This window comes from Pseudomonas sp. P65(2024), from assembly GCF_057480955.1.
In genome coordinates this window covers 13,984-26,909 of the sequence record NZ_JBLIYX010000008.1, presented here as the reverse complement: position 1 = coordinate 26,909, position 12,926 = coordinate 13,984, and the positions used below count along the sequence as shown (strand labels likewise).

Below are 12,926 nucleotides of genomic sequence, written 5' to 3'. Positions count from 1 at the left end.
ACACTCGAGGACGATCCCGGAGGGATGCTGATCGTGCACATCGCCGACATCACCATGTTCTACGCCCCGGCCAGCGGCGGCGTGCGAACCTATCTTGATGCCAAACACCGCCGCCTCGACGCCATGCCCGGCGTTCGCCACAGCCTGCTGATTCCCGGTGCCAATGCCAGCCATGTCGATGGTGTCTACCACGTACCGGCCCCGCCCCTGCCCTTCGGCAATGGCTACCGCTTCCCGGTGCGCCTGGCGCCCTGGTGCAAGGAACTGCGCCGCCTGCAGCCCGACCTGATCGAGGTCGGTGACCCCTACCTCACCGCCTGGGCAGCCCTCGAGGCGCGGCGCAAGCTCGATGTGCCGGTGATCGGCTTCTATCATTCCGACCTGCCCTTGCTGGTGAGCAACCGCATGGGCAACTGGTTCACCCCCAATGTCGAGGCCTACGTCAGCAAGCTCTACGGGCATTTCGACCGAGTCCTGGCGCCCAGCCAGGTAATGGCCGACAAGTTGCGCCGGCTGGGCGTTGAGAATGTGCACGTGCAGCGCCTGGGTGTGGACTTGGCGCTGTTCAACCCCGACCGGCACGACCCCGGCCTGCGTGCAGAGATGGGCATCGCCGACGACCGTCGCCTGCTGGTGTTCGCCGGTCGCGGCTCACGGGAAAAGAACCTGCCGGTGCTGCTCGACTGCATGCAAGCGCTCGGCCAGCCCTACCACCTGCTGCTGGTGGGCTCGAACATGCCGGCCAACGTGCCGGGCAATGTCAGCGTGATCGACCACTTCTGCCCGCCCACGCAGATCGCACGACTGCTGGCCAGCGCCGACCTTCTGGTGCATGCCGGTGACCAGGAGACCTTCGGTCTGGTGATACTCGAGGCCATGGCCAGCGCGACGCCCGTGGTGGCCGTGCGTGCCGGCGCCTTTAGCGAGATCGTCGACGGGCACTGCGGCCGGCTGTGTCCACCCAACAATGGCCAAGCCATGGCCGAAGCTGTGCGCGAGGCGTTCGACAGCGGTGTGGACCAGCTGGGCCGTCAGGCGCGCCAGCATGTGGAGCGCCATTACAGTTGGGACACCGTGGTCAACGGTTTGCTCCAGCATTACCAGGCAGTGCTCGGCCACCCACTGACGGTGCGCGCCCATGGCTGAGGGCCAGACCGCCACGCGCAGCCTGATGCTGGTGCTGCACGATGTCGCGCCAGAAACCTGGCCGGACTACCAGCCCTTTGTCCAGGCCATCGACGCACTGGGCGGGGTGCCTATGACCTGGCTGGTGGTGCCGGATTTCCACCATCGCAATCCACTGACGCGTTCTCCTACCTTTTGCCGACTGCTCGAGCGGCGCCTGGCCCAAGGTGACGAGCTGGCCTTGCATGGCTACTACCACGCCGACGATGGCCCGCCACCGCGCGGACCGGGCGAATACTTCATGCGCCGGATCTATACCCACGAAGGCGAGTTCCATGGGCTGGACCAGGCAGATGCCCTGCAGCGCCTGCAGGCGGGGCTGGCACTGTTCGAGAAACAGGGCTGGCCGGTGGCGGGTTTCGTCGCTCCCGCCTGGTTGATGAGCGAAGGTACGCGCCAGGCATTGCGGGCGTTGCCGCTGCGCTATACCAGTTCACCGCGCCATCTCTACCGACTGCCGGATTTCACCGCCTTCGATGCCCCGGGGCTGGTATGGAGCGCACGCAGCGCTTGGCGCCGCGGCCTGTCGAGGGTGGTCAGCGACTGGCAGTGCCGCCGCTGGCGCGAAGCCGACACCCTGCGCCTGGGCCTGCATCCGGTCGACATGCGCCACGCCAGCGCACGCAATTACTGGCTCGACACCCTGCACCGGTTGCTGGCCCAAGGCCGTGAGCCACTGACCAAGTCCGCCTGGCTGGGGCGCCAGGCCGCCCCATGAAGCGCCTGGGCTGGTTGGCCCTGGCACTGCTGCTGGCAATGCTGGTGCCCACCCTGCTCGGCGGCAGCGACCTGCTCCCGCGCCTGCGCGCGTTCGACGCCGGGCTGATGCTGTTGCTGCTGGCCATGATCCTGCTGTGCTGGATCCTCAATGCCGCCCGTCTGCGCCTGCTGCTGGGTGAGCAGAGCACGCAGGTGGGACGCATGCACAGCCTGGGCGTGGTGATGGCCACAGAGTTTGCCATCTGCACCACCCCCGGCGGGAGCGGTGGCCCGTTGACCCTGATGACACTGCTGGCCCGCGCGCGCATCGCGCCATCGCGCAGTGGCGCGGTGTTCGCCATGGACCAATTGAACGACCTGCTGTTCTTCTTCTGTGCGATGCTGGCGATTGCCGCCTATGCCCTGTTCCACCGCCTCGGTCATAGCCAGGCGCAGATGCTGCTGGGCAGCGCCCTGCTGCTGTGCGCCGCACTTGCGGGGATTTTCCTGCTGCTGCGCTATCGACGCGCGGTGATGCGCGGCAACGGTCGGTTGTTGCTTCGCCTGGGCATCGCGCCGGAACGCCGACGGCGCTGGGCGCGCAAGCTGCTGCGCTTTGTCCACGCACTGAGCGAAACCTGGAGCATGCCCAGGCGCACACTGGCGCTGGTGTTCATCCTCACCTGCGCGCACTGGTGCCTGCGCTATAGCGTGCTGTATCTGGCGTTGCGGGGATTGGGGGTGGACCTGGCGTGGATTGCCAGTTTCCTGGTGCAGATGCTCTCGCTCAGTGCCGGGCAGTTCAGCCTGTTGCCAGGCGGTGCCGGTGCGGCGGAGCTGACCTCGGCGACCTTGCTGTCACCGCTGGTGGGCAGTTCGACGGCAGCCGCGGCGATCCTGATCTGGCGCGCGGTTACCTATTACTTCTATCTGCTGGCGGGAGGGCCGGTGTTCCTGTTCCTGCTGGTGCGTCCACGGCAGGCGCAGTGTCACCAGACGGGTTGAGTCGTCCCCAGAGCTCGGCGGCACCGGGAAACTCGGTGCCGTCCTCGCCGCTCAACGCCTCGGGATCGAAGCGGGCCAGGCAGCCTTCGCCCAAGGTCGCTGGCGCCGAGGCGCCGGCCTTGTCACGCGGATCTGCCATGCCTGAGCCCTCGTCTCAGTTGAACACCACGGTCTTGTTGCCATGCACCAGCACGCGGTCTTCCAGGTGGTAGCGCAGGCCACGGGCCAGGACCATCTTTTCCACGTCACGGCCAAAGCGCACCATGTCCTCGATGCTGTCGGCGTGACTGACACGCACCACGTCCTGCTCGATGATCGGGCCGGCGTCCAACTCCTCGGTCACGTAGTGGCAGGTCGCGCCGATCAGCTTCACGCCGCGCAGCGCCGCCTGGTGGTACGGCTTGGCACCCACGAACGAGGGCAGGAAACTGTGGTGGATGTTGATGACCTTTTCGGCGTATTCCTGGCACAGCTGCGGCGGCAGGATCTGCATGTAGCGCGCCAGCACCACGGCATCGGCGCCGTATTCGGCGACCAGGCGCGAGACCTCGGCGAACGCCGGCTGCTTGTCCTTCGGATCGACCGGCACATGGTGGAACGGAATGCCGTGCCACTCGACCATGCTGCGCAGGTCATTGTGGTTGGAGATCACGCAGGGAATCTCGCAGTCCAGCTCATCGGTGTGCCAGCGGTGCAGCAGGTCGGCCAGGCAGTGCGATTCGCGGCTGGCCATCAGCACCACGCGCTTCTTCTGCGCCGAGTCGGTGATCCGCCAGGTCATGGAGAACTCTTCGGCGATTGGGGCGAACGCCTCACGGAAAGCCTCGATACCGAACGGCAGGGACTCGGCGCGGATCTCATGGCGCATGAAGAACCAACCGCTCTGCTCGTCGGAGTGGTGGCTGGCTTCATTGATCCAGCCATTGTAGAGGGCCAGGAAATTACTGACTTTTGCCACGATGCCGACACGGTCGGGGCAGGCAATCACCAGTCGATAGGTGCGCATGAGGGAGACTCCAGAACTTCGCAAAGGCGCATATTCTAGCGACCTGCCGGGAAAAACGCAGTAAGCATCTACGCCTCTGCGCCCTCACGCTCAAGGACACCGTCGCACACGCCTATTCCCTTCATCCCAAGGGGAAATGGCCAGAGGCCCAGACAAATTGTAAATTTTTCTTAACCTAATGACTGCGCTGTCAGTGCCTACTATTAAATGAGTGATCAATATTAAATTGTTTACTTGAGAGTTTCGCCTGTCTATTATTGCCTCACTGTCTCTCTCTGAACATGCATTAAGGAACACACCATGTCCCTGATCAACGAATACCGCGCCACCGAAGAAGCCATCAAAGAACTTCAAGCCCGCCTGGCCAACCTGTCGCAAGACGGCAAGCTGCAAAAAGAGCTGGAGTTCGAAAAGAAACTGCGCGAGCTGATGGCCGAAAACGGCAAGTCGCTGCGTGACGTGATCGCCCTGCTCGATCCCGAAAGCAAACTGAGCAAAGCCCCGCGTGGCGCAGTCAAGACCACTGGCACCAAGCGTGCGCGCAAGGTCAAGCAATACAAGAACCCGCACAACGGCGAGGTTATTGAAACCAAGGGTGGCAATCACAAGACCCTGAAAGAGTGGAAAGCCAAGTGGGGCGGCGACGTCGTCGAAAGCTGGGCTACCCTGCTGGATTGATTCGCCTGATAGGCGCATTGGTTTCAACATTAAAAACGCCGGCACTTGCCGGCGTTTTTTGTTTATCTGCACATTTCAAAGCTGGTACTGCACTTTCAGTTGCCGGACATGAGCTTGCCAAGCCTCCAGCACCTGCCGTCCCGCTTCGCTGGCGTCGGCCCAACTGCCCTGGCATGCTTGCTCGAAGTCCGCCAGGGTATTAGGCGCACCGTAAGTAGGATCAGTAAGCCGCTGCTGACAGAATCCATACCAACGGGCGTGCTCCTGTTCATCAAGGGTGTCGGAAAAGTTTCGCGCGCGATAGCGGAACAGCAGTTCCGGCAGCCGCGGATCATCGAACATCCAGTGCCCATGTGCCAATTGCGCCGGATCCACACGCCGCACTTGTTCACTCAGGCGCTTGTCGCGGTCACCGAGAAAACCGTCATACAACTGTTGCTCCGGATCTTCGCTGGGGGCAAAGCCTTCTTCCTGATAAATGATGTCCAGCTTGTCTCCCCAAATGGCCTGCTGATTGGCCAACTGCTCCGCCTTTACCTGCAATGCCGACAACTCGAGCCCCAGGCGTTGTTGGTCGTCCGGGCGCAGTACCGACAGTGGCGCCACTACCGGACAGCGGTTGATATGCACCAACTTCAGCGGCACCGGTAGTTCGCCCTGGGTCATCTCTTCGTGCCGCGTATACAGCCGCTGGCGCAAGGCCTCTGCACTTTCCTGGAGCAGCGGCGAAGCATCTTGTTGCAAGTCGCAGACAATCAGCGCGTTGCGGTTACGCGGATGCCAGGCCAATGGCAGCACCACGCCGATATAGTTGCGCTGGGCCGAGAAACGCCCGGAGACATGTACCAGGGGCTGTAACAGTCGAACCTGCTCCATGACCTTGTGTTTGCTGCGCAACTGGAACAACCAGTCATACAATCGCGGCTGTTTCTCACGAATCAAGCGAGCCAGGGCAATGGTCGCCCGCACGTCGGAAAGCGCCTCGTGGGCATGGCCATGGTCGATGCCATTGGCCTGGCTCAGCAGTTCCAGGCGCAGACTGGTGCGCCCGTCCTGCTGTGGCCAGACAATCCCCTCGGGGCGCAGCGCATAGGCGGTACGGACCACGTCGATCAGGTCCCAGCGGCTGTTGCCGCCCTGCCATTCCCGGGCGTAGGGGTCGAAGAAGTTGCGATAGAGGCTGTAGCGCGTGACCTCATCATCAAAACGCAAGGTGTTGTAGCCCGCGCCGCAGGTACCGGGGCGAGCCAGCTGATCGTGCACCCGGGTCATGAACTCGGCTTCGCACAGGCCCTGGTCGGCCAGCTGCCGGGGAGTGATGCCGGTCACCAGGCAGGCCGCCGGGTGCGGCAGGATATCGTCTGAGGGACGGCAGTAGAGGCTGATCGGCGCCTCGATCTCGTTGAGGTCGAGGTCGGTACGCACGCCGGCCACCTGCAGCGGGCGGTCGCTGCGCGGATTGATGCCGGTGGTTTCGTAGTCGTGCCAGAAAATGCTGGAGCTCACGGGGTCTTCCTGTATCGAGGTCGACCAGAGTCTAACGGCACGTGGGAGGGCTGGGCCAGCCTCAGGCGGAGGCGTTCATGGGACGGAAGCTGAAGAAGTCGCGCAGGGTGCGGACAAACTCATCGTATTCCTGCGGTGCCTGCAGCAGCATGAAACCGGCATCGAAATGCCCCGGCGTCTCATCTTCGCGGCACCACAGGCAACTGGCCGTCAGGTTGATGAACTGCAGGCCACCGCCGGCGAGGGGCACCCGCAGCTGCAACTCGAAGTCGGGCCCCACCAGCACCGGCAACTGGCTGATCAGCATCAGGCCATCTTCCGAAGCGTTGCCCAGATAACCGATCTGCTGGTCGGTGCAGCGGTTGAACACCTTGAGCACGCAAGGCAGTTGATGACGTTGTATGTGTCGCTCGATAAACATGATCGCAGTGAAGTCCTGTACCTGGAGCCAGGAAGACAAGGTACTGGCGATGATCGTTACAACTCTTTAACAGATTAGCCCAGTCCGACGGACGGACTACATGAAATCATCGACACCTTGGGATTAACGCCAAGGTGTAGTCTTCACCGGATTGGCCACCGCCGCCTCGCTGCCACGCAGGTAGCCGAGCTTATCCAGCGTCTGCAGACGGGCCTGGGCACGGTAGGCGTACTCGTTGCGTGGGTACTGCTGGATCAGGTACTGATAGGTCTGCGCCGCATCGACGTAGAGCTTCTGCCGCTCCAGGCACTGGCCACGCAACAGCGACACTTCCGGGTGGATGAACGGACGGGCGCGGCTGGTGCGGTCGACCTGTGACAGCTCCAGCATGACTTTCGCGCAATCGCCACGATCGTAGGCGCGATAGGCATTGTTCAAATGGTGGTCCATGGACCAACGGGTGCAGCCGACGACACTGGCCGCCATGGTCAAAACGATCAGGGTGCGCATGGGAATTCTCCTTTGATGGGCAGTGTATCGGCCTTTCACGACAAATCTTCACCGCCTTTTGCAAGCATACCCGCGCCGTTCAAATGCAACCCTGCTTCGTGTGCGGGTAGTGCAACGGAACAATGACTACAGCGCAATTGAGGAGTAGCCTTTCGCTGCGCTTCACTATAGGAGTCTGTGCATGACCATCCGCCGTACCAAAATCGTCGCCACCCTTGGCCCCGCCAGCAACTCGCCGGAAGTGATCGAACAGCTGATCCTCGCCGGCCTGGACGTGGCACGCCTGAACTTCTCCCACGGCACCCCGGACGAGCACAAGGCCCGCGCCCGCCTGATCCGTGACATCGCCGCCAAGAACGGCCGCCATGTCGCGCTGCTGGGCGACCTGCAGGGTCCGAAGATCCGCATCGCCAAGTTCGCCAACAAGCGCATCGAACTGAAAGTCGGTGACACGTTCACCTTCTCCACCGCCCACCCGCTGACCGAAGGCAACCAGGATATCGTCGGCATCGACTACCCCGACCTGGTCAAGGACTGCGGCGTCGGTGACGAACTGCTGCTCGACGACGGCCGTGTGGTCATGCGTGTCGAAACCGCAACCGCCGATGCCCTGCACTGCGTGGTCATCATCGGTGGCCCGCTGTCCGACCACAAAGGCATCAACCGCAAGGGTGGCGGCCTGACCGCGCCGGCCCTGACCGAAAAAGACAAGGCCGACATCAAGCTGGCCGCGGAAATGGACCTGGACTACCTGGCCGTGTCGTTCCCGCGTGACGCCAGCGACATGGAGTACGCGCGCAAGCTGCGTGACGAAGCCGGCGGCAGCGCCTGGCTGGTGGCCAAGATCGAACGCGCCGAAGCGGTCGCCGACGACGAGACCCTCGACCAGCTGATTCTCGCTTCCGACGCCGTCATGGTTGCCCGTGGCGACCTGGGCGTGGAAATCGGCGACGCCGAGCTGATCGCCATCCAGAAGAAGATCATCCAGCACGCCCGCCGCAACAACAAGGCGGTGATCGTGGCGACCCAGATGATGGAGTCGATGATCCAGAACCCGATGCCGACCCGCGCCGAAGTGTCCGACGTGGCCAACGCCGTGCTGGACAACACCGACGCGGTGATGCTGTCGGCCGAAAGCGCCGCCGGTGCCTACCCGATCGAAGCCGTGCAGGCCATGGCCCGTATCTGCTCGGGCGCCGAGAAGCACCCGACCAGCCAGAAGTCCAGCCACCGCCTGCACACCACGTTCGAGCGCTGCGACGAGTCCATCGCCCTGGCGGCGATGTACACCGCCAACCACTTCCCCGGCGTCAAGGCGATCATCGCCCTCACCGAAAGTGGCTATACCCCGCTGATCATGTCGCGCCTGCGTTCGCACGTGCCGATCTTCGCCCTGTCGCCACACCGCGCCACCCAGGCCCGTGCCAACATGTTCCGCGGCGTCTACCCGATCGCCTTCGATCCGGCCTCGCTGCCGGCCGACAAGGTGAGCCAGGCGGCGGTCGACGAGCTGCTCAAGCGTGGCCTGGTCGAGCAAGGTGACTGGGTGATCCTGACCAAGGGCGACAGCTACCACACCATCGGCGGCACCAATGGCATGAAGATCCTGCATGTCGGTGATCCGCTGGTCGGCTGATTCCTCGGCAGTCCCTATCGCGGGGCAAGCCCGCTCCCACGCCGGTGTCGGCATTGTGGGAGCGGGCTTGCCCCGCGATGCTTTTCAGCCCTCAAACATGCTCGGTAAATACGTCCGCAAAGATCTGATTACGTGGCACCCCGGCAATGAACAGCCGTCGGGCAAAGCGCTCCACGCTCCCGGGCGACCCGCACACCAGCGCCATGGTCTGACGCGACATCAGCTTCAATCCAGCCAGCGCTTCATCCAGCTGCGCCGCCAACACCCATTCGACCGTCACTCCGTCCAGCGCCTGTAACGACTGCGCCAGATAGTGCCCCTCAGCGGTGTGTGCCACGTGCAGCACCCGAATTTCCCCCTGATGCCCCTGTCGCAACGCCTCGCGCAGGATGCCCCATAACGGCGCCAGCCCGGTGCCCGCCGCCAGCAGCCAGAGCGGCCGCGCCTGCCATTCCGGGTCGTAGTGCAGCGCACCGCCTCGCAGTTCGCCAAGCCTCAGCACATCCCCCAGCAGAAGCTGCCTCACCTGGTCGCAGAACGCCCCGGGACGGCGGCAATCCAGGTGAAATTCAAGAAAGTCGTCCTCGCCTGGCACGCTCGCCAGCGAGTAAGGCCGTGCAACGCCGCCGCGCCACAACACCAGGTGCTGCCCGGCCTGGTAGCGCAGCGCCCGCTCCGGTCGCAGCCTCAGGCGCAGCACATCAGCGAACCAGTCCAGGCCAATCACCGTGGCCGGCAGGCCATCGTTTCGGGGGTCGAACAACGCCACCCGCAAGTCGCCGGCGACCGAGCACTGGCAGGCCAGACGCCAGCCCTGCTCGCGCTTGTCCGCCGCCAGTGCCTCGGGTTTGGCGTCAATGAGGATACCGTCCAGACAGCGCACCAGGCAGGCGTGGCAGCTGCCAGCGCGGCAGCTGTAGGGCACGTTCAGGCCTGCCTCGTTGAGGGCATCCAGCAGGTTGCTGCCGCTAGGCACGGTCCACAGGTGCTCGCCCACGCAAAGTTCGGGCATGGTCAGGTTTCTCGTCTGATTCAAGATTGTCCTGGGAGCCGCTTTGCGCCCCAGTGCCACAGCATCGCATGCCATCAGCAAAAAGGATGCCCTTTCCCTGCCGACCTTGGTCCAGACCACGTGCAGGTGTTTCCGAAGGCGCGGCACGGTATACTGCCGCGCCTTTTTGTGCCGGCCCGACCAGCCGGCGCCTTGCCAGGCGTTCCTGACATACCGGTGTGCACTGTCGGAATGCCTTTTCGAATGTTCCCGTCTTTAAGAGGAGCGCGCTGCATGACCGTGATCAAGCAAGACGACCTGATTCAGAGCGTCGCCGACGCCCTGCAATTCATCTCGTACTACCACCCCGTCGACTTCATCCAGGCGATGCACGAAGCCTACCTGCGTGAAGAGTCGCCAGCCGCGCGTGACTCGATCGCCCAGATCCTGATCAACTCGCGCATGTGCGCCACCGGCCACCGCCCGATCTGCCAGGACACCGGTATCGTCACCGTGTTCATCCGCGTCGGCATGGACGTACGCTGGGACGGCGCCACCCTGAGCGTCGACGACATGATCAACGAAGGTGTGCGCCGCGCCTACAACCTGCCCGAGAACGTCCTGCGCGCCTCGATTCTGGCCGACCCGGCCGGTGCCCGCAAGAACACCAAGGACAACACCCCGGCCGTGATCCACTACTCCATCGTCCCCGGCGACAAGGTCGAGGTCGATGTCGCGGCCAAGGGCGGCGGCTCGGAGAACAAGTCCAAGATGGCCATGCTCAACCCGTCCGACTCGATCGTCGACTGGGTGCTCAAGACCGTCCCCACCATGGGCGCCGGCTGGTGCCCGCCTGGCATGCTCGGCATCGGCATCGGCGGCACCGCCGAGAAAGCCGCGGTCATGGCCAAGGAAGTGTTGATGGAGTCCATCGACATCCATGAGCTGAAGGCCCGTGGCCCGCAGAACCGTCTTGAGGAGATCCGCCTCGAGCTGTTCGACAAGGTCAACCAGCTGGGCATCGGCGCCCAGGGCCTGGGCGGCCTGACCACGGTGCTCGACGTCAAGATCATGGACTACCCGACCCACGCCGCCTCGCTGCCGGTGTGCATGATCCCCAACTGCGCCGCCACCCGTCACGCCCACTTCGTGCTGGATGGTTCCGGCCCTGCCGAGCTGGAAGCGCCGTCGCTGGACGCCTACCCGGAAATCGTCTGGGAAGCCGGTCCGAGCGCCCGTCGCGTCAACCTCGACGACATCACCCCGGAAGAGGTCGCCAGCTGGAAGCCGGGCGAGACCATCCTGCTCAATGGCAAGATGCTCACCGGTCGCGATGCCGCGCACAAGCGCATGGTCGAGATGCTCAACCGTGGCGAAGAGCTGCCGGTCGACCTCAAGGGCCGCTTCATCTACTACGTCGGCCCGGTCGACCCGGTCGGTGACGAAGTGGTGGGCCCGGCCGGTCCGACCACCGCTACCCGCATGGACAAGTTCACCCGCCAGATCCTCGAACAGACCGGCCTGCTGGGCATGATTGGCAAGTCCGAACGCGGCCCAACCGCCATCGAGGCGATCAAGGACAACAAGGCCGTGTACCTGATGGCCGTCGGCGGCGCCGCCTACCTGGTGGCCCAGGCCATCCGCAAGTCGAAGGTCCTGGCCTTCGCCGAGCTGGGCATGGAAGCGATCTACGAGTTCGAAGTGAAGGACATGCCGGTCACCGTCGCGGTGGACAGCAAGGGCGAGTCGGTGCACATCACCGGTCCCGCGCTGTGGCAGAGCAAGATCGCCGAGAGCCTAGCGGTGGAAGTGAAGTAAAGCACCGTTCGCGGTCAACGAAACGCCCGGCTTATGTCGGGCGTTTTCGTTGACGGCGCTCGCTTGGGTGACTCAGGCAAGATCACGCAGGCAGCGCCTTGAGCCAGAACGACATGATCTTGGCCGACTGCGCCTGCTCGTCGAGGTCTCGCCAACGATAGGCGGTACGCAGCGACGGTTCATGCAGAAAGCCGCGGTTGCGCCAGAACCCCTGCAATGGTTTGTAGTCCGCCGGACGCCGTGGGTGTCCAGACGGACGCTCCACCGCACAGAAGGCGCAGCAGTCGAACTCGGCCAGCTTGTGCGCGTAGGACTCGCGTTCGATAAAAAAGCGCACGCCAAGCCCCTGTCCACGGTAAGCCGGCAGCAGCACAGACTCGCCGAAGTAATAGACCGAGGCCGGATCACGGCCCTGGGCGAGGAACGGTTGCTGCAACTCGAGATCGACATCCGCCAGCGGCAGGCCGGTGGCGGCGCCCACCAGCTGGTTGCCGTCCAACGCCAGCACCACCAGGCTGCGTCCGGACTCGGCGTAATTGGCCAGGTAATCGGCCTGGTGACTCAGGGAACTGTCCAGGAGATAGGGAAACTCGCGAAACAGCGCCAGGCGCAGGCGCGCGAGGTCATCGATGTAAGGCGCGATGGCGGCGCCATGGAGCAGACGTATTTCCATGCGGGGCGGTCGTCCTGTCGATGGCTGTGACTGAGGCCCACCCTAGCATCCCCCCAGCCCCGCGGCCTTTCCCCTGCGCGACAGGTATTTCTCCATGACCGCTACTCCCACAGGGGACAGTTCCCGGCGCGGCAACGCCTGTGGGGCTGGGCGATCGCCTACAAAGCTCAACCGTGTCGGTCAGGAGATACGGGTTCCCAACACTTTCAGAAACGCCGCCAGCCACGCCGGATGCGCAGGCCAGGCAGGCGCCGTCACCAGATTCCCGTCGACATGGGCCTGGTCCACCGCGATATCGATGAACCGCCCACCCGCCAGCCGTACCTCGGGCGCACAAGCGGGATAGGCGCTGCACTCGCGCCCTTCCAGCACGCCTGCCGCCGCCAGCAACTGGGCCCCATGGCACACGGCCGCAATGGGCTTGCCGGCCTGGTCGAAGGCCTTGACCAGCTCCAGCACCCTGTCGTTCAGGCGCAGATACTCCGGGGCGCGGCCACCGGGGATCAGCAGCGCGTCGTAGCTTTCGGCGCGCACCTGGACGAAGTCGTAGTTCAGGGCGAAATTGTGCCCCGGCTTCTCGCTGTAGGTCTGCTCGCCCTCGAAATCGTGGATCGCCGTGCGCACCGTCTGCCCGGCAATCTTCTCCGGGCACACGGCATGGACGGTGTGGCCAACCATGGCCAGGGCCTGGAATGGCACCATGACCTCGTAGTCCTCGACGTAGTCGCCCACCAGCATGAGAATCTTCTTCGCCGTCATCGCATCCACTCCTTCGCTTGTCTGGGAACAATCCTGCAA

13 protein-coding genes are annotated in these 12,926 nt (G+C 63.8%); 6 read left to right on the top strand and 7 right to left on the bottom strand.

The features are described from left to right. The first annotated feature begins 24 nt into the window (after positions 1–24). From gpgS to gpgF, 3 genes are read left to right on the top strand one after another with little or no spacing between them, the layout of a single operon-like run. Positions 25–1,146: an N-acetylglucosaminyl phosphatidylglycerol synthase gene (gene gpgS / locus AC25MA_RS13135; protein WP_028690225.1), complete on the top strand. Its 1,122-nt coding sequence runs from the start codon at positions 25–27 to the stop codon at positions 1,144–1,146. Beyond that, positions 1,139–1,903, top strand: a complete 765-nt coding sequence (gene gpgD, locus AC25MA_RS13130) for an N-acetylglucosaminyl phosphatidylglycerol deacetylase (protein ID WP_028690226.1) — start codon at positions 1,139–1,141, stop codon at positions 1,901–1,903. Before gpgS ends, gpgD begins: the two co-directional genes overlap by 8 nt. Continuing rightward, positions 1,900–2,889 carry a glucosaminyl phosphatidylglycerol flippase gene (gene gpgF / locus AC25MA_RS13125; RefSeq protein ID WP_241410836.1) on the top strand — a complete coding sequence of 330 codons (990 nt, stop codon included), beginning with the start codon at positions 1,900–1,902 and terminating at the stop codon, positions 2,887–2,889. The genes gpgD and gpgF overlap by 4 nt, the downstream gene beginning before the upstream one ends. 154 nt (positions 2,890–3,043) lie before the next feature. On the opposite strand, the gene purU is transcribed toward gpgF, so the two are convergent. Next, entirely contained in the window at positions 3,044–3,895 is an 852-nt protein-coding gene (gene purU / locus AC25MA_RS13120; protein WP_028690228.1) for a formyltetrahydrofolate deformylase, read from the bottom strand. 300 nt (positions 3,896–4,195) lie between these two features. On the opposite strand from purU, the gene mvaT reads away from it, so the two are divergent. After that, positions 4,196–4,573, top strand: coding sequence for a histone-like nucleoid-structuring protein MvaT (gene mvaT / locus AC25MA_RS13115; protein ID WP_028690229.1), 378 nt, complete (start codon positions 4,196–4,198; stop codon positions 4,571–4,573). Positions 4,574–4,648: 75 nt separating this feature from the next. Here the strand turns inward: mvaT and sbcB are convergent, their stop codons facing one another. From sbcB to AC25MA_RS13100, 3 genes are all read right to left on the bottom strand, one after another. Next, on the bottom strand, positions 4,649–6,079 hold the full coding sequence (gene sbcB, locus AC25MA_RS13110; protein ID WP_028690230.1) for an exodeoxyribonuclease I: 1,431 nt from the start codon (positions 6,077–6,079) through the stop codon (positions 4,649–4,651). A 61-nt stretch (positions 6,080–6,140) separates the two neighbouring features. Then, positions 6,141–6,500: a PilZ domain-containing protein gene (locus AC25MA_RS13105; RefSeq protein WP_028690231.1), complete on the bottom strand. Its 360-nt coding sequence runs from the start codon at positions 6,498–6,500 to the stop codon at positions 6,141–6,143. Between the two features lie 123 nt (positions 6,501–6,623). Next, positions 6,624–7,010, bottom strand: a complete 387-nt coding sequence (locus AC25MA_RS13100; RefSeq protein WP_028690232.1) for a tol-pal system YbgF family protein — start codon at positions 7,008–7,010, stop codon at positions 6,624–6,626. Between the two features lie 181 nt (positions 7,011–7,191). Here AC25MA_RS13100 and pyk point away from each other — a divergent pair, with 181 nt between their 5' ends. Next, positions 7,192–8,646 (top strand): pyruvate kinase, encoded by a 1,455-nt coding sequence (pyk, locus tag AC25MA_RS13095; RefSeq protein WP_028690233.1) that lies wholly within the window; start codon positions 7,192–7,194, stop codon positions 8,644–8,646. Between the two features lie 91 nt (positions 8,647–8,737). Here pyk and AC25MA_RS13090 read toward each other — a convergent pair whose 3' ends face one another. Continuing rightward, entirely contained in the window at positions 8,738–9,658 is a 921-nt protein-coding gene (locus AC25MA_RS13090; protein ID WP_486972088.1) for an iron-sulfur-binding ferredoxin reductase, read from the bottom strand. Between the two features lie 273 nt (positions 9,659–9,931). Here AC25MA_RS13090 and AC25MA_RS13085 point away from each other — a divergent pair, with 273 nt between their 5' ends. Next, positions 9,932–11,455 (top strand): fumarate hydratase, encoded by a 1,524-nt coding sequence (locus AC25MA_RS13085; RefSeq protein ID WP_011532463.1) that lies wholly within the window; start codon positions 9,932–9,934, stop codon positions 11,453–11,455. An 82-nt stretch (positions 11,456–11,537) separates the two neighbouring features. Here AC25MA_RS13085 and AC25MA_RS13080 read toward each other — a convergent pair whose 3' ends face one another. After that, on the bottom strand, positions 11,538–12,128 hold the full coding sequence (locus tag AC25MA_RS13080; protein WP_280093107.1) for a GNAT family N-acetyltransferase: 591 nt from the start codon (positions 12,126–12,128) through the stop codon (positions 11,538–11,540). Positions 12,129–12,308: 180 nt separating this feature from the next. Then, complete coding sequence (locus tag AC25MA_RS13075; protein WP_062572944.1) at positions 12,309–12,887, bottom strand: DJ-1/PfpI family protein; 579 nt, start codon at positions 12,885–12,887, stop codon at positions 12,309–12,311. Positions 12,888–12,926 lie beyond the last annotated feature (39 nt).

What these genes read in the sequence shown, in the direction of transcription:
- gpgS (WP_028690225.1), top strand. Translation starts at nt 25, where the DNA reads ATGCTGATCGTGCACATCGCCGACATCACCATGTTCTACGCCCCGGCC.
- gpgD (WP_028690226.1), top strand. Translation starts at nt 1,139, where the DNA reads ATGGCTGAGGGCCAGACCGCCACGCGCAGCCTGATGCTGGTGCTGCAC.
- gpgF (WP_241410836.1), top strand. Translation starts at nt 1,900, where the DNA reads ATGAAGCGCCTGGGCTGGTTGGCCCTGGCACTGCTGCTGGCAATGCTG.
- purU (WP_028690228.1), bottom strand. Translation starts at nt 3,895, where the DNA reads ATGCGCACCTATCGACTGGTGATTGCCTGCCCCGACCGTGTCGGCATC.
- mvaT (WP_028690229.1), top strand. Translation starts at nt 4,196, where the DNA reads ATGTCCCTGATCAACGAATACCGCGCCACCGAAGAAGCCATCAAAGAA.
- AC25MA_RS13105 (WP_028690231.1), bottom strand. Translation starts at nt 6,500, where the DNA reads ATGTTTATCGAGCGACACATACAACGTCATCAACTGCCTTGCGTGCTC.
- AC25MA_RS13100 (WP_028690232.1), bottom strand. Translation starts at nt 7,010, where the DNA reads ATGCGCACCCTGATCGTTTTGACCATGGCGGCCAGTGTCGTCGGCTGC.
- pyk (WP_028690233.1), top strand. Translation starts at nt 7,192, where the DNA reads ATGACCATCCGCCGTACCAAAATCGTCGCCACCCTTGGCCCCGCCAGC.
- AC25MA_RS13090 (WP_486972088.1), bottom strand. Translation starts at nt 9,658, where the DNA reads ATGCCCGAACTTTGCGTGGGCGAGCACCTGTGGACCGTGCCTAGCGGC.
- AC25MA_RS13085 (WP_011532463.1), top strand. Translation starts at nt 9,932, where the DNA reads ATGACCGTGATCAAGCAAGACGACCTGATTCAGAGCGTCGCCGACGCC.
- AC25MA_RS13080 (WP_280093107.1), bottom strand. Translation starts at nt 12,128, where the DNA reads ATGGAAATACGTCTGCTCCATGGCGCCGCCATCGCGCCTTACATCGAT.
- AC25MA_RS13075 (WP_062572944.1), bottom strand. Translation starts at nt 12,887, where the DNA reads ATGACGGCGAAGAAGATTCTCATGCTGGTGGGCGACTACGTCGAGGAC.